We start from the raw sequence: 24,834 nt of genomic DNA on the forward strand, positions 1-24,834 counted from the left end.
TGTGGAAGCCTATGAATATTCTGATCGTTGGGCCCAGCTGGGTCGGTGACATGGTGATGGCTCAGACACTGTTCCAGTGCCTGAAGCAGCGTCATCCGCAGTGCGAGATCGATGTGCTGGCCCCGGAATGGAGCCGCCCGATCCTCGAGCGCATGCCCGAGGTGCGGGCCGCCTTGAGCTTTCCGCTCGGCCACGGCGCCTTGGAGCTGGCCACGCGGCGGCGCATCGGCAAGTCCCTGGCCGGCCAGTACGACCAGGCGATCCTGCTGCCCAACTCGCTGAAGTCGGCGCTGGTGCCTTTTTTTGCCGGCGTGCCGAAGCGCACCGGCTGGCGCGGCGAGTTTCGCTACGGCCTGCTCAACGATGTGCGCAAACTGGATAAAGAACGTTACCCGCTGATGATCGAACGGTTCATGGCCCTGGCCTATGAACCGGGTGAGAGCCTGCCGACCCCGTATCCGCGGCCGAGCCTGCAAATCGACCCGGCCAGCCGCGATGCCGCGCTGGCCAAGTTCGAACTGAGCCTGGATCGTCCGGTACTGGCGCTGTGCCCGGGGGCGGAGTTCGGCGAGTCCAAGCGCTGGCCGTCGGAGCATTACGCGAAAGTCGCCGAGGCGTGGATTCGTGAAGGTTGGCAGGTCTGGCTGTTCGGTTCGAAGAACGATCACGCGGTCGGCGAAGACATTCGCCAGCGTTTGATCCCGGGGTTGCGGGAAGAAGCGGTCAACCTCAGTGGTGGCACGTCCCTGGCCGAGGCTATCGACCTGATGTCCTGTGCCGATGCGGTGGTCTCCAACGACTCGGGGCTGATGCACGTCGCCGCGGCGTTGAACCGTCCGCTGGTGGCGGTCTACGGCTCGACTTCGCCGGGTTTCACCCCGCCATTGGCCGACCAGGTGGAAATCGTCCGCCTGGGTCTGGAGTGCAGTCCCTGCTTCGACCGCACCTGCCGTTTCGGCCATTACAACTGCCTGCGTCAGCTTGAGCCGACCCCGGTGAACGAAGCCCTGCAGCGTTTGCACGGCACTGCGGTCGAGGTCCACTAATTGCGCGTATTGCTGGTCAAGACCTCTTCCCTGGGCGACATCATTCATGCCTTGCCGGCGCTCACCGATGCCGCGCGGGCGATTCCCGGCATCCGTTTCGACTGGGTGGTCGAGGAAGGTTTCGCCGAACTGCCGAGCTGGCACCCGGCGGTGGACAAGGTGATTCCGGTGGCGATCCGCCGCTGGCGCAAGAATATCTGGCAGACTCTCAAGAGTGGCGAGTGGCGGCGGTTCAAGGAGAGCCTGCGGGCCAAGCCGTACGATCTGGTGATCGATGCCCAGGGCCTGGTGAAAAGCGCTTTGCTGACCCGTTATGCCAAGGCCCCGGTGGCCGGACCGGACAAGCAGTCGGCCCGCGAACCCCTGGCCAGCCGCTTTTATTCGCGGCGCTTGGCAGTGTCGCGCAATCAGCATGCGGTGGATCGCATGCGCCAGTTGTTTGCCCTGGCGCTGGGCTATGACCTGCCCAGGGGCATGGGCGACTACGGCCTGGATGTCGACAAGCTGGTCGAGCTGCCGCGCAAGCCTTTCGTGGTGTTCCTGCACGGTACCACCTGGGACACCAAGCATTGGCCGGAAGCCTACTGGCGCGAACTGGCCGTGCGCCTGGGCCAGTTGGGTGTGCCGGTGAAGCTGCCCTGGGGCAATGCCGAGGAAAAGGCCCGGGCCGAGCGGATTGCGCGCAACCTCAAGCATGTGGTGGTGCTGCCCAGGCTGAACCTGGCTGGGGTCGCGAAGGTACTGGCCGCCGCCACTGCCTGCGTCGCGGTGGATACCGGCCTCGGTCACCTGGCCGCCGCGCTGGATGTGCCGACGCTGTCGCTGTTCGGTCCGACCAGCTCGATCCTGACCGGCGCCTACGGCCGGTCGCAGATTCATCTGGCGAGCAACTTTCCCTGCGCGCCCTGTCTTCAAAAGAAATGCACCTACGTTCCGACAGCGGAGGACCAGCAGCGCTTCGATCTGAAGCGCGAGTTGCCTCTGTGCTTCACCCGTTTGAATCCCGAACGTGTGGCAAGCCGACTGAGCGCGCTGTTAATGGCTGAGGAGCGGCACTGATGCAATTGGCTTTTGTTCTGTACAAGTACTTTCCGTTTGGCGGATTGCAGCGCGACTTCATGCGCATTGCCCTGGAATGCCAGCAGCGCGGGCACCAGATCCGCGTCTACAGCCTGTTCTGGGAAGGCGATATCCCGCCCGGCTTCGAAGTGGTGATGGTGCCGGTCAAGGCGTTGTTCAATCATCGGCGTTACGCCCGGTTCAGTGCCTGGGTCAAGGCCGACCTGGCCAGTCGGCCGGTGGCACGGCTGATCGGCTTCAACAAGATGCCCGACCTGGACGTCTACTACGCCGCCGATGGTTGCTTCGAAGACAAGGCGCAGAACCAGCGTCATTCGCTCTATCGCCTCTGGGGCCGCTATCAGCATTTTGCCGAGTATGAGCGGGCGGTGTTCGCCAGGGAGGCGAAGACTGAAATCCTGATGATCTCCGAAGTTCAGCAGCCGCTGTTCGTCAAGTATTACGGCACGCCGCCGGAGCGCTTCCACGTGCTGCCGCCGGGGATTTCCCTGGATCGTCGGGCACCGGCGAATGCCGCCGAGATCCGCGCCGAGTTTCGTGACGAGTTCAAGCTGGCGGACGATGAACTGCTGCTGGTGCAGATCGGTTCCGGATTCAAGACCAAGGGGCTCGACCGCAGCCTCAAGGCCCTGGCCGCGTTGCCGCCGGCCCTGAAAGAACGCACCCGGCTGTTTGTCATCGGCCAGGACGACCCCAAGACCTTCCAGGCGCAGAGCGCCTCGCTGGGATTGGGCGAGCGTGTGCAGTTCCTCATGGGGCGCAGCGACATCCCGCGTTTCCTGTTGGGCGCCGATCTGCTGATTCACCCGGCCTACAACGAAAATACCGGCACGGTGCTGCTTGAGGCCCTGGTGGCGGGGTTGCCGGTGCTGGTGAGCGCGGTCTGCGGTTATGCCCGCTACATCGCCGATGCCGATTGCGGCCTGGTGCTGGACGAGCCGTTCGAGCAGTCCCAGCTCAATCAATACCTGGAGCGGATGCTGTCCGATCAGGCCGCGCGCCTGGCGTGGAGCCAGCATGGCCTGAGCTATGCCGAGACAGCCGACCTCTACAGCATGCCGCAGCGCGCGGCGGACGTGATCCTGGGGGAACTGCCGCAATGAAGTTGATCCTGGCCGAGCCGTTCAAGCGCCTGTGGGCTGGACGCGATGCGTTCGCCGAGGTCGAGCGCCTGGAAGGCGTGGTTTACCGTGAACTGGAAGCGCGGCGGACCTTGCGTACGGAAGTCGAGGGTCGTGGTTATTTCGTCAAGATCCACCGTGGCATCGGCTGGCGCGAGATCTTCAAGAACCTGTTGACCGCCAAGCTGCCGGTCCTCGGTGCGGGCCAGGAGTGGCGGGCGATCCAGCGCCTGCAGGAAGTCGCGGTGCCGACCATGACCGCTGTGGCCTATGGCGAACGTGGCAGCAATCCGGCGGACCAGCATTCGTTCATCGTTACCGAAGAGCTGGCGCCCACCATCAGTCTCGAAGACTTCAGCATGGACTGGCCCAAGCAGCCGCCGGAGCCACGGCTCAAGCGCGCGCTGATCGCCGAAGTGGCGCGCATGACCGGCATGATGCACCGCGCCGGGGTCAATCATCGTGACTGTTATATCTGCCACTTCCTGCTGCATACCGACAAGCCGGTGACGGCCGATGATCTCAAGCTTTCGGTCATCGACCTGCACCGTGCCCAGACCCGCGCGGCGATCCCCGCGCGCTGGCGCAACAAGGATCTGGCGGCGCTGTATTTCTCGGTACTGGATATCGGCCTGAGCCGGCGTGACCTGCTGCGTTTCCTGAAGGGCTATTTCCTCCAGCCGCTGCGCCAGGTCCTGCGGGATGAAGCCGCGCTGCTGGCCTTGCTCGAGCGCAAGGCGGAAAAACTTTACCAGCGCAAACTGCGCTACAACGGCGCGCTCTGATGTCGCTGCGCTTGCGTTGTTTGGCGAAGGAAGGGCTTGATGCGTTTATCTGAATTGAAAACCGCCGGACGGGCTCCGGCATTGCCCCTGGACCTGGAGTTGGCGGATGCCGCCGGCAGTGCGCAGTTGCAGTTGCTCAGCCTGTTGCGCGTGCTGCCCGGTCAGCGTTATGTCGGCGCCGGGGTCTGGCGTGGGCGTACGGTGCTGGCCAAGTTACTGGTGGGCAGCAAGGCACCACGGCACTTCCAGCGTGAGTTGCAGGGTGTTCGGCTGTTGGCCGAGCAGGGCCTGACCACGCCGCTGTTGTTGGTCGACGGCCTGAAAGAGGGTGAGGGCGGCTGGTTGCTGTTCGAGTTTCTTGAAGGTGCCGAGAGCCTGGGCGAGGCCTGGAGCAAGGTCGAGTCGCTGCCGCTGTTGGCTGATGAACAGCAGCAGGTACTGGCCGAGGCGCTGGGCGTTATTGCGCAGATGCACGGCAAGGGCCTGTGGCAGGAAGACCTGCACCTGGACAATCTGCTGCGCCATGACGGCAAGCTGTATTTGATCGACGGTGCCGGGATCCGCGCCGAACAGCCGGGCAAGCCGTTGTCACGGCAGAAAGTGCTGGAAAACCTCGGGGTGTTTTTTGCCCAGTTGCCCAAGGCATTCGAGCCGTTTATCGAAGAACTGCTGGTGCACTATCTGCTGAGCAACGGTGAACATGCGTTGCCGCTGGAAGCCTTGCTCAAGCAGGTGGACAAGGTCCGTGGCTGGCGCCTGAAAGACTTTCTCGGCAAGGTCGCCCGCGAGTGCTCGCTGTTCAGCGTCCGCAGTGGGGCCTTCGGCCTGCGGGCGATTCGTCGCGAAGAAGAAGCGGCGCTGGGGCTGGTGCTGGAGCAGGCCGATGCGCTGCTCGCCCAGGGCCCCTTGTACAAGAATGGCGGAACGGCCACGGTGGGGCGAGTTGATGTCGACGGTCGTCCGCTGGTGCTCAAGCGCTACAACATCAAGGGCTTCAGCCATTGGCTCAAGCGTTTCTGGCGACCGAGCCGGGCCTGGCATTCCTGGCGCGAGGGCAATCGCCTGGCGTTCCTCGGGATCGCCACGCCCAAGCCGCTTGCCGTGCTGGAACGGCGGTTTTTCTGGCTGCGCAGCCGTGCCTATCTGCTCACCGAGCACCTGTCGGGGACGGATGTGATCGAACGTTTTGCGCCTTACGTGGAGTCGGGCGAAGTACCGCCTGCCGAGCTCAAGGCGCTGGAGCAGCTGTTTGCCGAATTGATCCGCGAACGTATCAGTCACGGTGATTTCAAGGGGCATAACCTGTTCTGGCAGGATGACCGCTGGACCCTGATCGACCTGGACTCGATGCGCCAACATGCGTCGGTCCACAGCTTCGCCAAGGCCTATGCCCGTGATCGGGCGCGTTTCATGCGCAACTGGCCGGCGAGCAGTGCCTTGTATCAGTTGATCGACCAGCGCTTGCCCCGCTCGGCCGCTTCCCAGCAGGGTTGATGCACCTGCGGCAGGATAACGCGGGCAGATGAAACCAGAGTGATCGTCTGCCCGCTGTCAGCTCCCGCATTGATAATCCTTGCTATAATCCCGCCCTTTAGTTGCTTGCCACTCCTTTGGCAGCACACATTTTTTCGGGCGCCTTGTCGCCTGCATATGGACTTTGAGAGGCTAGACCCCTGTGGCATTGACGATTCTCGGCCTGTCCGGCGCCCTTAGTCATGATCCCTCCGCAGCGCTGTACATCGACGGCAAGCTGATTGCAGCGGCCGAAGAAGAACGCTTCGTACGCGACAAGCATGCAAAGAACCGCATGCCCTACGAGTCGGCGAAGTTCTGCTTGGAGCAGGCGGGTATCAAACCGTCCGACGTTGATGTGGTGGCGATTCCGTTCGCCCCCATCAGCCTGTTCGGCAAGGCTCGCTGGCACTACGCCAAGCGTTACTGGTACGCCCCGGATCGCGCCCTTGACGCGATCCTGATGGGCAACCGCCGCTACAAACGCTATCGCAACAAGATCGTCTGGTGCCTGGAACAACTGGGCTTCGATCCGAAGAAAGTCAAGATCGAGCCGGTCGAGCACCACCTGGCCCACGCCTCCAGCGCCTACCACTGTTCCGGTTTCAAAGAGAAAACCGCGATCCTCGGTATCGACGGCAAGGGCGAGTACGCCACGACCTTCTTCGGCTACGGCGAAAACGGCAAGATCCACAAGATCAAGGAGTTCTTCGACCCGGACTCCCTGGGTGGCCTGTATGGCGCGATCACCGAGTTCCTCGGCTTTGAAATGCTCGACGGCGAATTCAAGGTGATGGGCATGGCCCCTTACGGCGATGCGAGCAAGTACGACTTCTCGCGCCTGGCCTCCTTCGAAAACGGCGAACTGGTGATCAACACCGACTACGCCAACGTCGTCGGCCTGCGTCGCTACAAGGAAAAGGGCAAGGGCTTCTACTTCTCGCCGAAACTGATCGAATGGCTGGGCCCCAAGCGCGAAGGCGATATTGCCGACGAGCCCTACATTCACTACGCGGCCAGCATGCAAGCGCTGTTCGAGAAGATCTCGCTGCAGATGATCGACTACTACCTGGGCGATATTCTCAAGGACACCGGCAAGCTGGCCTTCGCTGGCGGCTGCGCGCTGAACGTCAAGCTGAACCAGAAGATCATCGCCCGCAACGACGTCAAGGAACTGTTCGTGCAACCGGCTTCCGGCGATGCCGGTACGGCGGTGGGCGCGGCGGCCTATGTGTCCCATGCCCGCGGTGTGCCGGTGGAGAAGATGGAACACGTCTATCTCGGCCCGTCCTACAGCAACGAAGACGTGATCGCCGCCTGCGCGCGCCACGAGAACGCGCCGAAGTGGCGCAAGCTCGAGAACATGCCGGAGCAGATCGCCAGGATCATGGTCGACGGCAACCCGGTGGCCTGGTTCCAGGGCCGTATGGAGTTCGGTCCGCGGGCCCTGGGCGGTCGTTCGATCATCGGTTGCCCGAGCGTCGCCGGCGTGGCGGATCGGATCAACCACCAGATCAAGTTCCGCGAGCGCTGGAGGCCTTTCTGCCCGTCGATGCTCGACACCGTGGCACCACAGATGATCAAGATCGATCATCCGGCGCCGTTCATGACCTTTACCTTCGAAGTGGCTGAAGAGTGGAAGACCCGTGTGCCGGAAGTCGTCCATGAGGACGGTACGTCGCGAGCCCAGGTGCTCAAGCGCGAATACAACCCGCGCTACTACGACATGATGAAGGCGCTGGAGGTGCTGACCGGTAACGGTGTGTCCCTGAACACCTCGCTGAACCGTCGCGGCGAGCCGATGATCTGCTCGCCCACCGATGCCCTGAACATGTTCTTCGGTTCGGACCTGCAGTACCTGATCATGGAAGACATTCTGGTGGTCAAGGATGGCGCCAATGGTTATGACACGCTGGGCTGATAGGGCCTGCTTGGGGCTGCTGCTGGGTGCTCAGCTGCTTGCACACTAGGCTCGAGCAGGACTGCCAGCCCCATGGGGCTGGCAGTTTGCAGCTGTTGATCCACTTCCCGGGCCGCTGAGCCACTACCATCGCAGCATGGAGAATTATGAAGCCTCGTTTCAAGGTCTTGCAGCTACAGCCGGATTACAACGTAAAGGAAAATGACTTTGCCGACCTGGCGGAGCAGATTATCAAGTCGCTTCCGGCAGAGCGCTTCGAGGTGACTACAGCCTTTCTGCGGGGGCGTCCGGCTCCCGGACAACCCTTGAGCGTGGCGGATCACTCCCAGTATTTCGAGTTTCCCTATAAGGCCGTCAAGGGCCTGCGCCTGGGGGCCATGTGGCAGATCTACAAGTACTGCCGCGAGCAAAAATTCGACGTGGTGATTTGCAACCGCTTCAAGTCATTGAACATGATGCTGGTGCTCAATCGCTGGCTGAAAATCCCGTTGTGCATCGGGATCGCCCACGGTTTTGAAGAGTACGACCGCCTCTATCGTCGCCTTCATCATCGGCGTTGGGTCAGCCCGAGCTGGCGATTTGTCGGGGTTTCGGCGGCGGTCAGGGACTATCTCGTGGGGCTGAACTGTGGTTTCACCCGGCAGAACACCACGTTTGTCACCAACGCCATCGATATCGAGCAGTCCGAGAGGCTGCAGCTGCCTCGCGATCAGGCCCGTGAGGCGCTGGGCCTCGCGATTGAGCCAAGGATCATCGGCGCCCTGGGTCGCCTGGTGCCGATCAAGGGGCACGATCATTTGCTGCAGGCGTTTGCCCTGCTCAAGGACAAGTACCCGAACGCCCAGGTGGCGATTATCGGCTCCGGGCGGGCCGAAGCGGACCTGCGGGCCGAGATCGAGCGCCTGGGGCTGACGGGCCGCGCGCATTTGACCGGTTTTCGCGAAGACGCCATGAAGTACGTGCGGGCGTTTGATATCTGGACCATGCCTTCGCTGACCGAAGGCTTGGGGCTGGCGTTGCTGGAAGGGATGAGTGGGCACTTGCCGGTCATCGCTTCCAACGTTCCGGCGATGTTGCCGCTGGTGCAGGGTGCTGGTGGCCTGTCCCACGATCCGGGCAATGTGGAGCAACTGGCCGCGGCGCTGGACACCTATCTGGCGATGAGTGACGAGCAACTGCGGGCCAAGGGTGAGCAGGTCTTCCGTTACCTGGAGGAGCATCACACCCTGACGGAGTTCCGGCAAAAGTACCTGGACCTGATTGAAACCAGTCTGCGCGAGGTGGGTCGGGCATGAGTCAGCAGCCGCTGGTTTCGGTTGTCATCGCTTCCTACAACCATGGACCCTACATCGAGCAGAGCATTCTGAGCGTGCTGGGCCAGACGTACCCGAATATTGAGTTGTTGGTGGTCGACGATGGTTCGACGGACGATAGCGTCGAGCGCATTGCACGGCTGCAGGCCGAGCATGGGTTTGATTTCCGGACCCAGCAGAACCAGGGGCTGACGCGTACCCTCAATGGTGTCATTGCCCGGACCAAAGGTAGCCTGATTGTGTCCTTCGGCTCGGACGACATCATGCTTCCCGAGCGGATCGCCACGCAGGTTGCCTATATGGCCGACAAGCCTGAAGTGGGTATTTGCGCCGGTAATATGGAGATCATCGACAGCAACGGCGAACCGATGCCGGAGAAGCGCCAGCACCGTGACCTGCCGTTCCGGCGTCTGAACTTCGATGAGATGTTCATGGGGCTCAAACCGTTCCCACCTGCACCGACGCTGATGCTGCGGCGTGAGGCCCTGGACAAGGTCGGCGGCTTCGATCCGGAGATTCCCCTGGAGGATCTGTACATCGAGCTCAAGATCACCCATGCCGGTTATTACATCGATGTGCTGAATGTGGTCATGGCCCAGTACCGCCAGCATGCGACCAACTCGTACAAGAACCACCGGTTCATGATCAACAACATCCTCAGGACCTATGGGCTGTTCAGTGACCATCCTGGCTACGACATCGCCCGTTATAAATTCCTGAATTCGATGTTTGTCAAAACCGCCAATCGCGACCGGGTGCTGGCGCGGGAGTTGCTCAAGCAGCTTCCGTTCAAATACTTTGATCGCAAGACCTGGCGTGGTTTGGGGCGCTTGTTTTTCTCGCCACGGCACAGGGGGTAATGGCGTGGGTTGGCTTGAACGCTATCGGGAAAAGCGCGCCAGGCGCGCGATTCGCAAACTGCCGAAAATCGAGCAGGGAGGCGCCCGCTTCCGCCTTCAGTACCCTGACTATGATTATGGCTATGGCAGCTATGGCGTGCCGCAGGTCCATGACTGGCATGAAGGCACGACGTTGCGTATCGGTGCCTATTGTTCGATCGCCGGTGGCGTACAGATTTTTCTCGGCGGCCATCATCGCGCCGATTGGGTGACGACTTTTCCGTTTCCCGCCGTGTTGCCGCAGGCCTCGCGGATTGCCGACTATGGCGGCTCCCGTGGTGATGTCAGGGTCGGCAACGATGTTTGGCTCTGTTCCAACTGCACACTGCTTTCAGGCGTCACCATCGGTGATGGCGCTATTGTTGCCGCCGGTGCGGTGGTGACCCGGGATGTTGAGCCCTATGCCGTGGTGGCCGGCAATCCCGCGCGCTTTGTGAAGTGGCGTTTTCCCGAGGATCAGCGCCTGGCGTTATTGCAAAGTGCCTGGTGGAGCTGGCCGAAGGAAGAGGTGCAGGGTTTGGCCGAGAAACTCTGCAGCGACGACATCGCTGGATTCCTGGCCTATGCCGGACAACGCACGCCTTCCTGAATAGCGAAAGGCGTTCGCATTCCTGATGCCCTTTGCTCGTGTGTCGATCCCTCTCGCCGTCGATGGGGACGCGACGGCGAGATTGCGCGCGAGCGGGGCATGACTCAAATTTGAGCTTGTTTGCTCTTTGCCAGTTGGCGACGATTGGCGATGCTGAGTGCGGCGATCAGGGCCAGGGGGATCCACAGCAGGAACCAGTGTTCACGCGGCCGTGTGAGAACTGCGCCGCCTTCGGCCAGACCGGCACCAATGCCGTAGACCAGCAGGGTGGAAGCGAGGACGAACAGTGGTTGGAGACGCTGCCGGTAGCCGCTGAGCAGACCCCATACCAGTATGAAGGCCCAGGGGATCAAGCCGATGATGCCGACGTAATAGAGAACCCCTAGAGCAAAATTGTGTGGCTCCTGTAGCAGATAACCTATGCCAACGTCGACGCGTAGCTGAGAGTCGTATCCATGACCGATCCAGGGGTGCTCGGCGATTCTGCCCAAGACAATTTGCCAGATCTGCAGGCGATAGGAACTGCCGCGATCGCCCAATATCTCCGGGAACATCAGCAGAATGACCGCTGAACCCAGCAGCATGCCCGCGATCATCATCAGGGATCTGCGATTGCGGCTGACAATACTGAGCCACAGGATGGACAGGGCAAGGGCAACCAGGGGGGTTCGCGAACCCGTTGCCATGATCGCGACCAACATGACGGCCATCGCCGGTACACTGAACCAAAGAGCTGACAGGCGCTGGCTGGTAATGCAGATGTACAACCAGTAAATGCAGAAAAAACCGAACAGATGAGAACTCAGCAGCGGGTTGGTGAAAGCACCTCCGCCGACCATGCGATGACCGGGTACGTAATCTCTTATAAAGGGCACGAGGTCGATGATGGTCGCGGCCAGGGCGATGGTTGCCGCGCAGAGCATCACGGGCTTCAAGGCCTCGCTACGGTACTGGAGCAGCATGGCGCAACCGGCGAAGAGCATGAGCGGTTGCAGGGTGATTTTCATCATCCCGAAATCCGGGTTTTCCGGAGGGCTCCACAGCAGGCTCAGGCACAGCCAGATACAGAGCGCCAGGAACCCGGCAATGATCGGCTCCCCCAGCAGCGTCTTGATTTCCCTCGGGCGCAGGCAGAGCATCAGCAGCGAGGGAATACCGAACAGCCCGAGGTAAAACGTGGTCAGCGCACTGCGGCTCCTGAGATAGAACATCCCTGAAAGCAAGATCAGCAAGCCCAGCGGCAGAATCCAGTGGCACAGAAAATCGAAAATGCGGTTTGAGGCAGAGATAAGGCGATTGGATTGCATGCAGGCAGGTCATTCCACTAGAGGGATCGCCGCATATCATAAGGGGGCGGCATTTCAATGTCATTGGCCAAGGCCTGTGGTTGTTGATCATTTCATGTGCAAGTACAGCCGGGAAGCTGTGCTAAAGTCAGCCTCCTTTTTCATAATCGCCGCGTGATATGACCGAATCCAGTCTCAGCGCAAGCCCCTCGAGCTTGAAAGTATACTTCCGCCTACTCGGCTACGTACGGCCTTATATCGGGCTGTTCGCCCTGAGTATCGTGGGTTTCCTGATATTCGCTTCGACCCAGCCGATGCTCGGCTATATTCTGAAATATTTCGTCGACGGCCTGTCCGATCCGCAAGCCGCGCTGTTCCCGACAGTGCCTTATCTGCGCGACCTGCAGCTGCTGCAGGCGGTGCCGCTGTTGCTGGTACTGATCGCCGCCTGGCAAGGCCTGGGCTCGTACCTGGGTAACTTCTTCCTGGCCAAGGTGTCCCTGGGCCTGGTCCACGATCTGCGGGTGGAGCTGTTCAATAACCTGCTGACCTTGCCCAATCGTTATTTCGACACCCACAACTCCGGGCACCTGATCTCGCGCATTACCTTCAACGTGACCATGGTCACCGGAGCGGTGACCGATGCGATCAAGGTGGTGATCCGCGAAGGCATGACCGTGGTCTTCCTGTTCCTCTCGCTGCTGTGGATGAACTGGCGCCTGACCCTGGTGATGGTTGCCATCCTGCCGCTGATCGCGGTGATGGTCAGCACCTCCAGCAAGAAGTTTCGCAAGCAGAGCAAGAAGATCCAGGTCGCCATGGGTGACGTCACCCATGTTGCCTCGGAAACCATCCAGGGCTACCGCGTTGTGCGCAGCTTCGGCGGTGAAACCTATGAGCAGAAGCGCTTTCTCAAGGCCAGCCTGAGCAACACCGACCGGCAGCTGCGCATGACCCGCACCGGTGCGATCTATACGCCCCTGTTGCAAATGGTGATCTACAGCGCCATGGCGGTGCTGCTGTTCCTGGTGCTCTACCTGCGTGGCGATGCCTCGGCCGGCGACATGATCGCCTACATCACCCTGGCCGGTTTGCTGCCCAAGCCGATTCGCCAGTTGTCCGAAGTCAGCTCCACGGTCCAGAAGGGTGTGGCCGGTGCTGAAAGTATCTTCGAACAGCTTGATGTCACCCCGGAAGTGGACACCGGTACCGTGGAACGCGAGTCGGTCAGCGGCCACCTGGAAGTGCGCAACCTGAGCTTTACCTACCCGGGAACCGAGCGTCAGGTCCTGGACAATGTCAGCTTCAGTGTCGCACCCGGGCAGATGGTGGCCCTGGTCGGACGCTCCGGCAGCGGCAAGTCGACCCTGGCGGCCTTGATCCCGCGCTTCTATCACCATGACAGCGGGGAGATTCTTCTCGATGGCGTGGAGATCGAGGACTATCGACTGCTGAACCTGCGTCGACACATTGCCCAGGTCACCCAGCATGTCACGCTGTTCAGCGACACCGTGGCGAACAATATTGCCTACGGCGATCTGGCCGGCGCTCCCCGAGCCGATATCGAGGCCGCGGCGGCAGACGCCTATGCCAAGGATTTCGTCGAGCAACTGCCCCAGGGTTTCGACACCCTCGTGGGTGAAAACGGCGTGCTGCTTTCCGGCGGTCAGCGCCAGCGTCTGGCAATCGCCCGGGCGCTGCTCAAGAACGCCCCGCTGTTGATCCTCGACGAAGCGACCTCGGCCCTCGATACCGAGTCGGAGCGGCATATCCAGGCAGCCCTGGATCATGCCATGCAAGGGCGCACCACCCTGGTGATCGCCCACCGGTTGTCGACGATCGAAAAGGCCGACCTGATCCTGGTCATGGATCAGGGTCGTATCGTCGAGCGCGGCACCCATGCCGAGCTGCTCGCGCAAAAGGGTTACTACTCCCGTCTCAATGCCATGGGCCTGGATGAACCGGCACACGTCGGGATCGTCTGATCCGCTGGCAGGGCGCGCGAGGCTCATCGTCGCGCCCTGTAGGCAAGCCTTCGCCAACCCTGTGTTAATATCGCGCCCCTGTTCATTTTTTATGTGGGTTGCACCATGAAGTTGTCCATGCCGCGATTCGATCAAGCCCCTGTCTTGGTGGTCGGCGATGTCATGCTCGACCGTTACTGGCATGGTGGTACCTCACGGATTTCTCCTGAGGCCCCGGTACCGGTGGTCAAGGTCGAGCACATCGAAGACCGCCCCGGTGGTGCCGCCAACGTTGCCCTGAACATCGCTGCCCTGGGTGCCCCGGCATCGCTGGTGGGTGTCACCGGTGACGACGAGGCCGCCGACAGCCTGGCCAACAGCCTCAAGGGCGCTGGGGTCCGGGCGCTGTTCCAGCGCATTGCGCACCAGCCGACCATCGTCAAGCTGCGGGTCATGAGCCGCCACCAGCAGTTGCTGCGAATCGATTTTGAAGAACCCTTCGCCACCGATGCCCTGGCCCTGGGCGCTGAAGTCGATGGCCTGCTCGAAGGCGTCAAGGTACTGGTGCTGTCCGATTACGGCAAAGGCGCCTTGAAGAATCACCAGGCCCTGATCCAGGCCGCGCGGGCGCGGGGTATTCCCGTGCTGGCCGACCCCAAGGGCAAGGACTTTTCGATCTACCGTGGCGCGAGCCTGATTACGCCGAACCTCAGCGAATTCGAAACCATCGTCGGCGGTTGCGCCGATGAGCATGAACTGGTGGCCAAGGGCGCCCAGTTGATGCAGGACCTGGACCTCGGTGCCTTGCTGGTGACCCGTGGCGAGCATGGCATGACCCTGCTGCGCCCCGATCATCCGGCGTTGCACCTGCCGGCCCGGGCCCGCGAAGTATTCGATGTGACCGGTGCTGGCGATACGGTGATCTCGACCCTGGCCGCGGCCATTGCCGCGGGCGAAGAACTGCCCCACGCGGTGGCCTTGGCCAACCTCGCCGCCGGCATTGTGGTCGGCAAACTCGGTACGGCGGCCATCAGTGCGCCTGAGCTGCGTCGGGCGATCCAGCGTGAGGAAGGTTCCGAGCGCGGTGTGCTGGGCCTGGAGCAATTGCTGCTGGCGGTCGACGATGCGCGGGCGCACAACGAGACGATCGTGTTCACCAACGGCTGCTTCGACATCCTCCATGCCGGTCACGTGACCTACCTGGAGCAGGCGCGGGCCCAGGGCAATCGGTTGATCGTCGCGGTCAACGACGATGCCTCGGTGAGCCGCCTCAAGGGCCCGGGGCGTCCGATCAACAGCGTTGATCGGCGCATGGCCGTGTTGGCCGGCCTGGGTGCCGTGGACTGGGTTATCAGCTTCCCCGAAGGGACGCCGGAAAACCTGCTGGCCCAGGTCAAGCCGGATGTGCTGGTCAAGGGTGGTGACTACGGGATCGACCAGGTGGTCGGTGCTTCCATCGTGACGGCTTATGGCGGCACGGTGAAAGTGCTCGGGCTGGTGGAAAACAGCTCGACCACGGCGATTGTCGAGAAGATCCGCAGCAACTGATAAACGCCAGGCCCGTTCAATCCGTATGGGCCTGCGTTGATACCTTTACTGTAGGAGCCGACTTGCTGGCGATGAGGCCGGTGAGTCTTGCATCGCTCTTGCGGCCGCCATCGCCAGCAAGCCGGCTCCTGCAGGAGGTGTATTCTCCCTGTCAGCGTCCGCTTTTCAGCGGCACGATCTTGCGCAGGATCTGCCGCGCCTTGCCGGTCAGGCGCCTGATCTTCGAGTCCTTTTCAGGCTCCGCCATCCCTTGCTGCTGGACCCAGTCCTTCCAGCGAATCCGCTCCTCGCGCACCACCCAACCTTCCTGCCGGGCAAAGCTTTCCGCCAGGTACAGGCCACGGGTGCTGGCGGGGTGCAATTGATCCTTTTTCAGGGTGTACAACTCGGCACACGGCCGGCCGTCCTTGAGCGGCATCAGGTACAGGTCGGGACGACTGCGATCCAGGCGCGCCACCAGTTGATCGTTTTCCAGGCGCTCGTCGACATGGAACAGGCTCAGGGATTTGGCCTCGCGGGGGACCTCAAGCCGCAGGTCATAGATCAACTGCAGTGAGGCTGTGGGCAGGTGCACGTAGGTCTGCGGTCGTTCCATCAACTGCAGCGCACCGCAGCGTACCGGCCGCGCCGCGCCGGACAAGGGTGTCAGGCGAAAGGGCAGGGCTTCGCGATAATGCAGCGCCGCCGAGTAGGGCGCCGGCAGCCAGGTGTCGTTGAAGCGCCCGATCAGCCAGCCTTCCGGAGTTTCCAGCAGGCACTCCTCGGCGATTTCGGCAATTGCGGTGAGCAGCGGGATGGCCAGTTCATGGGCCGGGACATAACCGGAAATCAGCTTGAGCACCACGTCGCCGCGATCCTGGCGGCGCTGGCGGACCAACACCCAGTAATCGCGGTTGTGCCAGTGCAGGGTCAGGCGCACCGAGACGCCGAGGTTGGCCAGTTCCAGGGTGAAACGCTCGGGGTCATCCACCGCAACCGGTTTGCGTTTGTGCAAGGTTTGCGCAAAGTTCAACGGCATCCCGACGCTCTGGTAGCACAAGCCTTCGGGGGTCGCCTCGACGAGTAACGGCAGGGTCTTGAAGTCGCTGGGGTTCTTGCGTATCAGCGTCCGCGGCATCTCGGCTCCTTCTTGCGTCGGGGTCGGCCGCCTGGGCGGCATCAGTTTTGGCGAATGACCCGGGCTACCGTCGCCACATTGTGGGCCAGGTGCAGCGGGTTGATGGTACCGACAATAGCACTGGCAACACCGGGCTGTGCAAATAGCAGTTCAAAGCTGGCCCGCACCGGGTCGATACCGGGGTCCAGGCAGACGTGGCCGCTGGCCAGGGCCTTTTTCACCAGGATCGCCTTGCCGTGGGCAGCAGCATAGTCAATGACCGGCTTCTCGCCCTGTTCGTTCAGATTGTAGGTGATCATCGCGCAATCACCTTGTTCCAGAGCCTTCAGGCCGCCCTCGACGGTCTTGCCGGAAAAACCGAAAGCCCGGATCTTGCCTTCGTCCTTCAACGCCGCGAGGGTCTGGTAGACCTCGCTGTGCTCGAGGATCGCCAGGTCGTTGCCGTCGGAGTGCACCAGCACCAGGTCGATAAAGTCGGTTTCCAGGCGTTGCAGGCTGCGCTCCACGGAAAACCTCGTGTGGGCGGCGCTGAAGTCATGGCTCGATTGGCCGGCTTCGAACTCTTCGCCGACCTTGCTGACGATCACCCACTCCTGGCGCTGCCCGCGCAGCAGCGGGCCCAGGCGTTCTTCGCTGCGGCCATAGGCCGGCGCGGTGTCGATCAGGTTGATGCCCAGGTCGCGGGTCAGATGCAGCAGTTGGCGGGCTTGTTCGTCGTCGGGAATCTGGAAGCCGTTGGGGTATTTGACGCCCTGGTCGCGGCCGAGCTTGACGGTGCCCAGGCCCAGGGGCGACACCAGCAGGCCGGTACTGCCCAGGGCGCGATGCAGGTCGTGCAGGGTCGGCACACTCATGGCAGCAGTTGCTCCCAAGGGGTTTGCGCGATGGCCGGCTTCGGCAATTCCGGCAGGGTGGTTGCCGGGCCGGGGCGGATACCGTCGCGCTCCAGGCTCTTGATCACCCGGTCGGCGAAGTCCGGCGCCAGCGCCAGCTTGGTCGGCCAGCCCACCAGCAGGCGATCCTGCTCGGCGAGGAAGGCATTGTCCGGGCGGGTCAGGCCCGATTGCAGCGGTTCGGCGCGCTCTACCCGCAAGGTGGCCCATTGCGCCTGGCTCAGGTCGACCCAGGGCAGCAGGTTACCCAGTTCCTTTTGTGCGCTGGCGATCTGCGCGGCGGGCTCGCGGGCGACACCTTCGGCTTCGGCGATATCGCCGCCGAGGTACCAGACCCACTGGCCATCGGCCGCCGGGTGGGTGGTCACGGTAATGCGCGGCTTGGGTCCGCCGCCCAGGCAATGGGCGTACAGCGGTTTCAGGCTCGGGCCCTTGACCAGCACCATGTGCAGGGGGCGCGTCTGCATGGCCGGCTGGCTCAGGCCGAGGGCCTTGAGCAACGTGGCGTTGCCGGCGCCGGCACTGAGCACGATGCGCTGGGCATGGATATCGCGGCCATCGACCCGCAGGCCGACCAGTTGCTCGTTGTCCAGCAGCGGCTCGATGTCGTGGCCGGCCAGCAGGCCATCACCGGCCAGTTCGGCCAGACGGCCGATCAGGCTCGGCACATCGACCACCAATTCCGCCAGGCGATAGACCTTGCCCTTGAAGCGTGGGTCTTGCAGCGCGGGTGGCAGTTGCTCGCCCTTGACCTGGTCGACCCGACCGCGCACGGCCTTGCTGGCGAAGAAGCTGGTGAGATTGCCGGCCAGGGTGCCGGGGGACCAGAGATAGTGGGCTTCGGACAGCAGGCGTACGCCCGACAGGTCGAGCTCGCCGGTGCCGGCCAGGGCCTCGCGCCAGCGCCGCGGCATGTCGGCGATGGCTTCCGAGGCACCGCTCAGGGCACCGTGCAGGGCGTACTTGGCGCCGCCGTGGATGATGCCCTGGGACTTGACGCTCTGCCCGCCACCAAGGCTGGCGCTTTCCACCAGTACCGTCGAAAAGCCCTGGCGGCGCAGGCGCGCGTTGAGCCAGAGACCGGCAACGCCGGCGCCGACAATCAGGACATCGGTGGAGAGAGCGGATGGCATGCGGCGACCTCGGTGTTCAAGACAAGGCTCGCAGTATACAGGTGGCGAGCGGGCTAGTGCCCGGCGGTCTTCGAGAACAGCTGGATCACCACCACGCCGAGCACGATCAGGCCCATGCCGAGCATCGCCGGGATATCCAGCTTCTGCCCGTAGAGAAACAGCGCCGCGACGCTGACCATCACGATGCCCATCCCGGCCCAGACCGCGTAGGCCACGCCCACCGGCACCGTGCGCACCACCAGGGTCAGCATCCAGAAGGCAATGGCATAACCGACGATGATCAGCAACAGGGGGAGCGGCGTGCTCAGGCCCTTGACCGCTTTCATGGAGACGGTGGCGATGACTTCGGCGCAGATGGCGATGGCCAGGTAGTAGTAAGCGTGCATGGGACAATCTCTCGTGTTGGGGCCTGCTGATAAGGTAGGCATTCTAGAGACTCACCAGATGGGGTAAAGTCATTACCTATCTGAAAATAAGATGGGATGCCCATGAGTATTCAGTGGAACCTGGAGCAGATGCGCCTGTTCGTCGGTGTTGCCGAGCAGCGTTCGTTCTCCGCCGTGGCCCGCCAGCAGCGCAAGGCGCAGTCGGCGGTCAGCAGTGCGATCGCCTTGCTGGAAACCGATCTGGGGGTGACGCTGTTCGAGCGTAGCAGCGGTCGTCAGCCGAAGTTGACCGAGGCCGGGGCCGCGTTGCTGGAGGAGGCGCGGGAAGTGCTGCGCCAGTGCGACCGCCTCAACGGCCGGGCGCTGGCCTTGATGCGCGGCCAGGAAGCCTGTCTGCGCCTGGCCCAGGACGAGGCCATGCCCTATCAGCCGGTGCTCGACAGTCTGGAGGCGTTGTCGGAGCACTTTCCCTGCGTCGAGGTGCAACTGGCCAGCGGTGCCCAGGGCGACGTCGCGCGCAAACTGGTGGAACGACGCGCGGACCTGGGGCTGCTGTTCCACCACGACCAGATGCCGCAGACCCTCGAGCGACGGGCGCTGGGCAGTGTCGAAATGGTCACGGTGTGCGCGGTCAATCACCCGTTGGCGGCGTCGCTGCGGGTCAACCGCCAGCAGTTGGCCCGGCATCGGCAATTGCTCATCTCCCCGCAACAGAGCGGTTACCCCGGTGATGAACAGCTCAGTCCGCAGGTCTGGCGGGCGGACTCCTTCTACGTGATGGCCGAACTGCTGATGCGCGGCCTGGGCTGGGCCTGGCTGCCACGGCACGTGGTGCAATACCCTGCCTATCAGAACCAGATGGTCGAGCTGAGCAGCGAATGGACGCCGCCGGCGCTGGTGGTGGAACTGGTCTGGCGTCGCGACGAACCCCTGGGGCCGGCGGCGCGGTGGCTGGCCGAACGGTTTGCCGAGCACTTGCAGGCGATCGGCTGAAAAAGTCGATAAACTCCGTCGCCATGAATAGAACTCTCTACAGCTTTTTGTTTCATCTGGGGCTGCCGCTGGTGGCGTTGCGTCTATGGCTGCGGGCGCGCAAGGCGCCGGCTTATGCCCGGCGCGTCGGCGAGCGGTTTGCCCGTGGCCTGCCGGTGCTGCGCCCGGACGGGATCTGGGTGCACGCGGTATCGGTCGGCGAGAGCATTGCCGCCGCGCCGATGATCCGTGCCTTGCTGGCGAAGTATCCGCAGTTGCCGATCACGGTCACCTGCATGACGCCTACCGGCTCCGAACGGATCAAGGCGCTGTTCGCCGACGAGCCGCGAATCCAGCATTGCTACCTGCCTTACGATTTGCCGTGGGCGGCGGCGCGTTTTCTCGAAGCGGCCCGGCCGAAGCTGGCGGTGATCATGGAAACCGAGCTGTGGCCCAACCATATCCATCAGTGCGCCAAACGCGGGATTCCGGTGGCGCTGGCCAATGCGCGGTTGTCGGCGCGTTCGGCCAAGGGTTATGGACGATTCGCCCGTTTGACCCGGCCGATGCTGGAAGAAATGAGCCTGATCGCGGTGCAGACCGAAGCCGAAGCCGAACGCTTTCGGCATTTGGGCGCGCGGCCTGAATGCGTCGAGGTGACGGGCTCGATCAAGTTCGACTTGAGCATCGACCCGCAACTGCTGGTGCGTGCCGCTGAACTGCGTGGGCAATGGCAGGCGCAGGAGCGGCCGGTATGGATCGCCGCAAGTACCCATGAGGGTGAGGACGCGGTGGTGCTGGCGGCCCATCGGCAATTATTGGGCAACTATCCGAACGCCTTGCTGATTCTGGTGCCGCGCCACCCGGAGCGCTTCGACAGTGTGTTCGCGTTATGCCAGGAGCAGGGTTTTTCGACCGTACGGCGTTCCAGTGGCGAGCCGGTCAGTGCGCAAACCTCGGTGTTGCTCGGTGACACCATGGGCGAGTTGCTGTTTCTCTATGCCTTGGCCGATAGCGCGTTTGTCGGCGGCAGCCTGGTGCCCAACGGCGGGCATAACCTGCTGGAGCCGGCGGCGTTGTGCAAACCGGTGTTGAGCGGGCCGCACCTGTTCAACTTCCTCGAGATCGCTGCATTGATGCGCGAGGCGGGTGCGTTGCAGGAAGTGGAGGATGCCGAAGGCCTGGCGGTGGCGGTGCAGCGCCTGTTCGAACTGCCGCGCGATGCGCAGAAGATGGGTGAGGCGGGACTGAAGGTGATGCGCGCCAACCAGGGCGCGTTGCAGCGCTTGCTGGATGGGTTGGGGCGGTTGCTGTCGCGCTAGTTCCCATCAGGAGAACGCGATCCCTGTAGGAGCCGGCTTGCTGGCGATAGCGGCCGGTCAGACGCTGCAAGGCTCACTGGCCTCATCGCCAGCAAGCCGGCTCCTACAGGTTTTGTGGCGTTCTCAAGAACCCATCAATACTTCGCATTGCCCTTCAGATTGGCCGCGGCCGCCTTCGCCAGATCCGGCGGGAGGAAGTCCTTGTCCGGGTTGTAGTCGGCCTTCAGATAGCGCTGCAGGTCATTCAGGTCGCCCGGGTTCAAGGTGCCCGCCGCCTGCTTCAGGCGCAGGTTGTCGAGAATGTAGTCATAGCGGGTGTTGTTGTAGTCGCGCACCGAGGTGTACAGCTGACGCTGGGCATCGAGCACATCGACGATATTGCGCGTTCCCACCTGATAACCGATTTCGGTCGCTTCCAGCGCGCTCTGGTTGGAGATGATCGATTGCTTGCGTGCCTGGACCTGTTCCACATCGGTGTTCACCGCGCGGTGCAGGTTGCGGGTGTTTTCCACCACCTGCCGACGCAGGGCTTCACGCTGCTGTTCGGTCTGGCTCAGGCGCGAGGTGGATTCACGCACCTGCGAGCTGGTCAGGCCGCCGCTGTAGAGCGGCACACTCAATTGCAGGCCGATCGTGGTCTGCTTCACCGGTCCCGCATAGTTCTGACCCAGCGCATTGGGGTTGCCCAGGCCGAAACCGTCGTTGTCGCCGGCCTCGTACTTGGCCACCGCGTCGAGGGTCGGGGCATGGCCGGCCTTGCTCTTCCTGAGGGTTTCCTCGGCGGCGCTGACGGCGTAGTTGCTCGCCAGCAGGTTGAGGTTCTGCCGGGCTGCGGTATCGACCCAGGCCTTGGCGTCATTCGGGGTCGGCGCCAGCACCGGCAAGGTATGGACGATGCCCTGGATCGAGTTGTACTGACGGTTGGTCAGGGTGATCAGGGCTTCGAAGGCGTCCTCCACCGAACGCTGGGCGACGATCCGGTTGGCCCGCGAGGTGTCGTAGCTGGCCTGGGATTGCAGCACGTCGGTCTTGTCCGACAGGCCGACGTCGAAGCGCTCGTTGGACTGGTCGAGCTGGCGTTTGAACGCCGCTTCTTCGGCCTTGGTCGAGGCCAGGGTGTCCTGGGCGCGCAGGACCGCGAAGTAGCTTTCGGCACTTTGCAGGATCAGGTTCTGCTCGGTCGCCGAGAGTTGCAGGGCGGCCTGTTCGTTGATGTCCTTGGCGGCCTGGTACTGGAACCAGCGGTCGGCCCGGAACAGCGGCTGGGACAGGGTCGCCTGGTAGGTCAGGGCGCTACGGTTCAGGTTCATCGACGGCTGGTCGATGGACGTCTGGACATTGCTCGAATTGGCCCCGGCCGAGAGATTCGGCAGCAGGCCGGCGCGGGCCTGGGGGACGACTTCCTTTTGCGCGTCATAGTTGGCGCGGGCGGCGGCCAGGTCGGCGTTATTGCCCACGGCTTCCTGGTACACGCTGACCAGATCGGTCTTGGCCGTCAGGGGCGTTTCAGCTGCCCAGACCAATCCGTTGGTCGCACAAGACACGGCCAGGGCCAGTGAAAGTTTGCGCAGCATGAGACGATTCCTAGAATAAATATTACGGTGGTAATGCGATGGCCGAGGCTACTGCCCGGCTTGCCCAGCGTCAAGAAGTGCGAGTGTAGTGCCGGGGGCGGGTCGGCAACAATCCTGCATATCTGCCATTTATCCAGACGAATAAGGGGGAGATGGCATTATGTCGCAGTCTTCTCTACACTCGGCTTGTTCTTGTCGGGGTGCCTTGCTATGAGGCTGAGATCGGATAATTCCGGATCCCGTTGAACCTGATCAGGTTAGCGCCTGCGTAGGGAACAAGATTTCTCGTCCCCCGGCGAGTCCTCTTGTGCTCCGTCCGGGATGTTGTTCGACAATCGAACAGCCTTCACGAGGACCGAGCACAGCACCAGTCCTGGTGCGTCCGTGCCTTTCAGGTTCGTCCCGACAATCCCCCTGGATGCCGTCTGGAGAGCCGTGATGAGTACAAAATTAAAAGATGCCGCCAACCTCAGCGATTCAGCCAAGGTCGATGAGCAATCGGTACAGCCTTTTACCCGTTCGCAAAAAATCTACGTGCAGGGCTCGCGCCCGGATATCCGCGTGCCGATGCGCGAAATCAGCCTGGATATCACGCCGACCGACTTCGGCGGTGAGGTCAACGCCCCGGTGCTGGTCTACGACACCTCCGGCCCCTACACCGATCCGAACGTGACCATCGACGTGCGCAAGGGCCTGGGCGATGTGCGCTCGGCCTGGATCGACAGCCGTGGCGACACCGAGCGCCTCACCGGCCTGAGCTCGAACTTCGGCCAGCAACGCCTCGCTGACCCGGAGCTGACCAAGCTGCGTTTCGCCCATGTGCACAATCCGCGTCGGGCCAAGGCCGGGGCCAACGTCAGCCAGATGCACTACGCGCGCCAGGGCATCATCACCGCCGAGATGGAATACGTCGCCATCCGCGAGAACCTCAAGTTGGAGGAAGCCCGGGCCGCCGGCCTGCTCAAGCAGCAGCACCCGGGCCATAGCTTCGGCGCGAGCATCCCGAAACAGATCACCGCCGAATTCGTCCGCGAGGAAATCGCCCGCGGTCGCGCGATCATCCCGGCCAACATCAACCACGTGGAGCTGGAGCCGATGATCATCGGCCGCAACTTCCTGGTGAAGATCAACGGCAATATCGGCAACAGTGCCCTGGGTTCTTCCATCGAAGAAGAAGTGGCCAAGTTGACCTGGGGTATCCGCTGGGGTTCGGACACGGTCATGGACCTGTCCACCGGCAAGCACATCCATGAAACCCGCGAGTGGATCATCCGCAACTCGCCGGTGCCGATCGGTACCGTGCCGATCTACCAGGCGCTGGAGAAGGTCAACGGCGTGGCCGAGGACCTGACCTGGGAGCTGTTCCGCGACACCCTGATCGAACAGGCCGAGCAGGGCGTCGACTACTTCACCATCCACGCCGGCGTGCTGCTGCGCTACGTGCCGATGACCGCCAAGCGCGTCACCGGGATCGTTTCCCGTGGCGGTTCGATCATGGCCAAGTGGTGCCTGGCGCACCATAAAGAGAACTTCCTCTACACCCATTTCGACGAAATCTGCGAAATCATGAAGGCCTACGACGTCAGCTTCTCGCTGGGCGACGGCCTGCGTCCGGGCTCGATTGCCGACGCCAACGACGAAGCGCAGTTCGGCGAGCTGGAGACCCTCGGCGAGTTGACCAAGGTTGCCTGGAAGCACGACGTGCAGTGCATGATCGAAGGCCCGGGGCATGTGCCGATGCAGTTGATCAAGGAGAACATGGACAAGCAGCTGGAGTGCTGCGACGAAGCGCCGTTCTACACCCTTGGCCCGCTGACCACCGATATCGCACCGGGCTACGACCACATCACCTCCGGTATCGGTGCGGCGATGATCGGCTGGTTCGGTTGCGCCATGCTCTGCTACGTCACGCCCAAGGAACACCTGGGCCTGCCGAACAAGGATGACGTGAAGACCGGGATCATCACCTACAAGATCGCGGCCCATGCCGCCGACCTTGCCAAGGGCCATCCGGGTGCGCAGATCCGTGACAACGCCTTGAGCAAGGCGCGTTTCGAGTTCCGTTGGGAAGACCAGTTCAACCTCGGCCTGGATCCGGACACCGCGCGCGCCTACCACGACGAGACCCTGCCGAAGGATTCGGCCAAGGTCGCGCATTTCTGCTCGATGTGCGGGCCGAAGTTCTGCTCGATGAAGATCACCCAGGAAGTCCGTGAATACGCGGCCAACCAGCGGATCGAGGCAGTTGATGTGGAGGCTGCCCAGGGCATGGCGGAACAGGCGGAGCGCTTCAAGCGCGAAGGTAGCCAGTTGTACCAGAAAGTCTGATGCGATCTGAGGTAACCGGGCGCTTGTAAGGGCCTCTTCGCGGGC

At 62.5% G+C, this 24,834-nt stretch carries 20 protein-coding genes and 1 riboswitch; of the genes, 14 read left to right on the top strand and 6 right to left on the bottom strand.

What is annotated here, in order from left to right; translation table 11 throughout:
• The first annotated feature begins 11 nt into the window (after positions 1-11).
• From waaF to CWE01_RS10585, 9 genes are all read left to right on the top strand, one after another.
• Positions 12-1,046: a lipopolysaccharide heptosyltransferase II gene (gene waaF / locus CWE01_RS10545; RefSeq protein ID WP_100940469.1), complete on the top strand. Its 1,035-nt coding sequence runs from the start codon at positions 12-14 to the stop codon at positions 1,044-1,046.
• Positions 1,047-2,105, top strand: a complete 1,059-nt coding sequence (gene waaC, locus CWE01_RS10550; protein ID WP_100940470.1) for a lipopolysaccharide heptosyltransferase I — start codon at positions 1,047-1,049, stop codon at positions 2,103-2,105.
• Positions 2,105-3,229 (top strand): glycosyltransferase family 4 protein, encoded by a 1,125-nt coding sequence (locus tag CWE01_RS10555; RefSeq protein WP_100940471.1) that lies wholly within the window; start codon positions 2,105-2,107, stop codon positions 3,227-3,229. The genes waaC and CWE01_RS10555 overlap by 1 nt, the downstream gene beginning before the upstream one ends.
• Complete coding sequence (rfaP, locus tag CWE01_RS10560; RefSeq protein ID WP_100940472.1) at positions 3,226-4,032, top strand: lipopolysaccharide core heptose(I) kinase RfaP; 807 nt, start codon at positions 3,226-3,228, stop codon at positions 4,030-4,032. The genes CWE01_RS10555 and rfaP overlap by 4 nt, the downstream gene beginning before the upstream one ends.
• Positions 4,033-4,071: 39 nt before the next feature.
• Positions 4,072-5,526, top strand: coding sequence for a lipopolysaccharide kinase InaA family protein (locus CWE01_RS10565; RefSeq protein ID WP_100940473.1), 1,455 nt, complete (start codon positions 4,072-4,074; stop codon positions 5,524-5,526).
• Between the two features lie 181 nt (positions 5,527-5,707).
• The gene (locus CWE01_RS10570) at positions 5,708-7,465 is read left to right on the top strand and encodes a carbamoyltransferase (protein ID WP_100940474.1); all 1,758 of its coding nucleotides are present in this window, start codon (positions 5,708-5,710) and stop codon (positions 7,463-7,465) included.
• Between the two features lie 146 nt (positions 7,466-7,611).
• Positions 7,612-8,760: a glycosyltransferase family 4 protein gene (locus tag CWE01_RS10575; RefSeq protein ID WP_100940475.1), complete on the top strand. Its 1,149-nt coding sequence runs from the start codon at positions 7,612-7,614 to the stop codon at positions 8,758-8,760.
• Entirely contained in the window at positions 8,757-9,638 is an 882-nt protein-coding gene (locus tag CWE01_RS10580; protein ID WP_100940476.1) for a glycosyltransferase, read from the top strand. Before CWE01_RS10575 ends, CWE01_RS10580 begins: the two co-directional genes overlap by 4 nt.
• A gap of 4 nt (positions 9,639-9,642) precedes the next feature.
• The gene (locus CWE01_RS10585) at positions 9,643-10,266 is read left to right on the top strand and encodes a CatB-related O-acetyltransferase (protein ID WP_100940477.1); all 624 of its coding nucleotides are present in this window, start codon (positions 9,643-9,645) and stop codon (positions 10,264-10,266) included.
• Positions 10,267-10,370: 104 nt separating this feature from the next.
• Here the strand turns inward: CWE01_RS10585 and CWE01_RS10590 are convergent, their stop codons facing one another.
• Positions 10,371-11,573, bottom strand: coding sequence for an O-antigen ligase (locus CWE01_RS10590; protein WP_100940478.1), 1,203 nt, complete (start codon positions 11,571-11,573; stop codon positions 10,371-10,373).
• Between the two features lie 158 nt (positions 11,574-11,731).
• Here CWE01_RS10590 and msbA point away from each other — a divergent pair, with 158 nt between their 5' ends.
• Together msbA and hldE are read left to right on the top strand one after the other, a co-directional pair.
• Positions 11,732-13,537, top strand: coding sequence for a lipid A export permease/ATP-binding protein MsbA (gene msbA, locus CWE01_RS10595; RefSeq protein WP_100940479.1), 1,806 nt, complete (start codon positions 11,732-11,734; stop codon positions 13,535-13,537).
• Between the two features lie 105 nt (positions 13,538-13,642).
• The gene (gene hldE, locus CWE01_RS10600) at positions 13,643-15,064 is read left to right on the top strand and encodes a bifunctional D-glycero-beta-D-manno-heptose-7-phosphate kinase/D-glycero-beta-D-manno-heptose 1-phosphate adenylyltransferase HldE (protein WP_100940480.1); all 1,422 of its coding nucleotides are present in this window, start codon (positions 13,643-13,645) and stop codon (positions 15,062-15,064) included.
• Positions 15,065-15,215: 151 nt separating this feature from the next.
• Here hldE and CWE01_RS10605 read toward each other — a convergent pair whose 3' ends face one another.
• From CWE01_RS10605 to CWE01_RS10620, 4 genes are read right to left on the bottom strand one after another with little or no spacing between them, the layout of a single operon-like run.
• Positions 15,216-16,181 carry a metal ABC transporter ATPase gene (locus CWE01_RS10605; protein ID WP_100940481.1) on the bottom strand — a complete coding sequence of 322 codons (966 nt, stop codon included), beginning with the start codon at positions 16,179-16,181 and terminating at the stop codon, positions 15,216-15,218.
• Between the two features lie 41 nt (positions 16,182-16,222).
• The gene (locus CWE01_RS10610) at positions 16,223-17,035 is read right to left on the bottom strand and encodes an aldo/keto reductase (protein ID WP_100940482.1); all 813 of its coding nucleotides are present in this window, start codon (positions 17,033-17,035) and stop codon (positions 16,223-16,225) included.
• Entirely contained in the window at positions 17,032-18,207 is a 1,176-nt protein-coding gene (locus CWE01_RS10615) for an FAD-binding oxidoreductase (RefSeq protein ID WP_100940483.1), read from the bottom strand. The genes CWE01_RS10610 and CWE01_RS10615 overlap by 4 nt, the downstream gene beginning before the upstream one ends.
• Before the next feature lie 53 nt (positions 18,208-18,260).
• Complete coding sequence (locus CWE01_RS10620) at positions 18,261-18,593, bottom strand: multidrug efflux SMR transporter (RefSeq protein WP_100940484.1); 333 nt, start codon at positions 18,591-18,593, stop codon at positions 18,261-18,263.
• 102 nt (positions 18,594-18,695) lie between these two features.
• Between CWE01_RS10620 and CWE01_RS10625 the strand changes: the two genes are divergently transcribed.
• Together CWE01_RS10625 and waaA are read left to right on the top strand one after the other, a co-directional pair.
• Positions 18,696-19,586 carry a LysR family transcriptional regulator gene (locus CWE01_RS10625; RefSeq protein ID WP_100940485.1) on the top strand — a complete coding sequence of 297 codons (891 nt, stop codon included), beginning with the start codon at positions 18,696-18,698 and terminating at the stop codon, positions 19,584-19,586.
• A gap of 23 nt (positions 19,587-19,609) precedes the next feature.
• The gene (waaA, locus tag CWE01_RS10630; protein WP_100940486.1) at positions 19,610-20,887 is read left to right on the top strand and encodes a lipid IV(A) 3-deoxy-D-manno-octulosonic acid transferase; all 1,278 of its coding nucleotides are present in this window, start codon (positions 19,610-19,612) and stop codon (positions 20,885-20,887) included.
• Between the two features lie 134 nt (positions 20,888-21,021).
• Here waaA and CWE01_RS10635 read toward each other — a convergent pair whose 3' ends face one another.
• The gene (locus CWE01_RS10635) at positions 21,022-22,461 is read right to left on the bottom strand and encodes a TolC family outer membrane protein (protein ID WP_100940487.1); all 1,440 of its coding nucleotides are present in this window, start codon (positions 22,459-22,461) and stop codon (positions 21,022-21,024) included.
• Between the two features lie 186 nt (positions 22,462-22,647).
• Positions 22,648-22,753: riboswitch (TPP riboswitch) on the top strand.
• A gap of 146 nt (positions 22,754-22,899) precedes the next feature.
• Between CWE01_RS10635 and thiC the strand changes: the two genes are divergently transcribed.
• Positions 22,900-24,789, top strand: a complete 1,890-nt coding sequence (thiC, locus tag CWE01_RS10640; RefSeq protein WP_100940488.1) for a phosphomethylpyrimidine synthase ThiC — start codon at positions 22,900-22,902, stop codon at positions 24,787-24,789.
• The last annotated feature ends 45 nt before the right edge of the window (positions 24,790-24,834 follow it).

It is taken from the genome of Pseudomonas sp. QS1027, from assembly GCF_002814235.1.
GTDB lineage: Bacteria > Pseudomonadota > Gammaproteobacteria > Pseudomonadales > Pseudomonadaceae > Aquipseudomonas.

What these genes read in the sequence shown, in the direction of transcription:
- waaF (WP_100940469.1), top strand. Translation starts at nt 12, where the DNA reads ATGAATATTCTGATCGTTGGGCCCAGCTGGGTCGGTGACATGGTGATG.
- CWE01_RS10555 (WP_100940471.1), top strand. Translation starts at nt 2,105, where the DNA reads ATGCAATTGGCTTTTGTTCTGTACAAGTACTTTCCGTTTGGCGGATTG.
- rfaP (WP_100940472.1), top strand. Translation starts at nt 3,226, where the DNA reads ATGAAGTTGATCCTGGCCGAGCCGTTCAAGCGCCTGTGGGCTGGACGC.
- CWE01_RS10565 (WP_100940473.1), top strand. Translation starts at nt 4,072, where the DNA reads ATGCGTTTATCTGAATTGAAAACCGCCGGACGGGCTCCGGCATTGCCC.
- CWE01_RS10575 (WP_100940475.1), top strand. Translation starts at nt 7,612, where the DNA reads ATGAAGCCTCGTTTCAAGGTCTTGCAGCTACAGCCGGATTACAACGTA.
- CWE01_RS10580 (WP_100940476.1), top strand. Translation starts at nt 8,757, where the DNA reads ATGAGTCAGCAGCCGCTGGTTTCGGTTGTCATCGCTTCCTACAACCAT.
- CWE01_RS10590 (WP_100940478.1), bottom strand. Translation starts at nt 11,573, where the DNA reads ATGCAATCCAATCGCCTTATCTCTGCCTCAAACCGCATTTTCGATTTT.
- msbA (WP_100940479.1), top strand. Translation starts at nt 11,732, where the DNA reads ATGACCGAATCCAGTCTCAGCGCAAGCCCCTCGAGCTTGAAAGTATAC.
- hldE (WP_100940480.1), top strand. Translation starts at nt 13,643, where the DNA reads ATGAAGTTGTCCATGCCGCGATTCGATCAAGCCCCTGTCTTGGTGGTC.
- CWE01_RS10605 (WP_100940481.1), bottom strand. Translation starts at nt 16,181, where the DNA reads ATGCCGCGGACGCTGATACGCAAGAACCCCAGCGACTTCAAGACCCTG.
- CWE01_RS10610 (WP_100940482.1), bottom strand. Translation starts at nt 17,035, where the DNA reads ATGAGTGTGCCGACCCTGCACGACCTGCATCGCGCCCTGGGCAGTACC.
- CWE01_RS10615 (WP_100940483.1), bottom strand. Translation starts at nt 18,207, where the DNA reads ATGCCATCCGCTCTCTCCACCGATGTCCTGATTGTCGGCGCCGGCGTT.
- CWE01_RS10620 (WP_100940484.1), bottom strand. Translation starts at nt 18,593, where the DNA reads ATGCACGCTTACTACTACCTGGCCATCGCCATCTGCGCCGAAGTCATC.
- CWE01_RS10625 (WP_100940485.1), top strand. Translation starts at nt 18,696, where the DNA reads ATGAGTATTCAGTGGAACCTGGAGCAGATGCGCCTGTTCGTCGGTGTT.
- waaA (WP_100940486.1), top strand. Translation starts at nt 19,610, where the DNA reads ATGAATAGAACTCTCTACAGCTTTTTGTTTCATCTGGGGCTGCCGCTG.
- CWE01_RS10635 (WP_100940487.1), bottom strand. Translation starts at nt 22,461, where the DNA reads ATGCTGCGCAAACTTTCACTGGCCCTGGCCGTGTCTTGTGCGACCAAC.
- thiC (WP_100940488.1), top strand. Translation starts at nt 22,900, where the DNA reads ATGAGTACAAAATTAAAAGATGCCGCCAACCTCAGCGATTCAGCCAAG.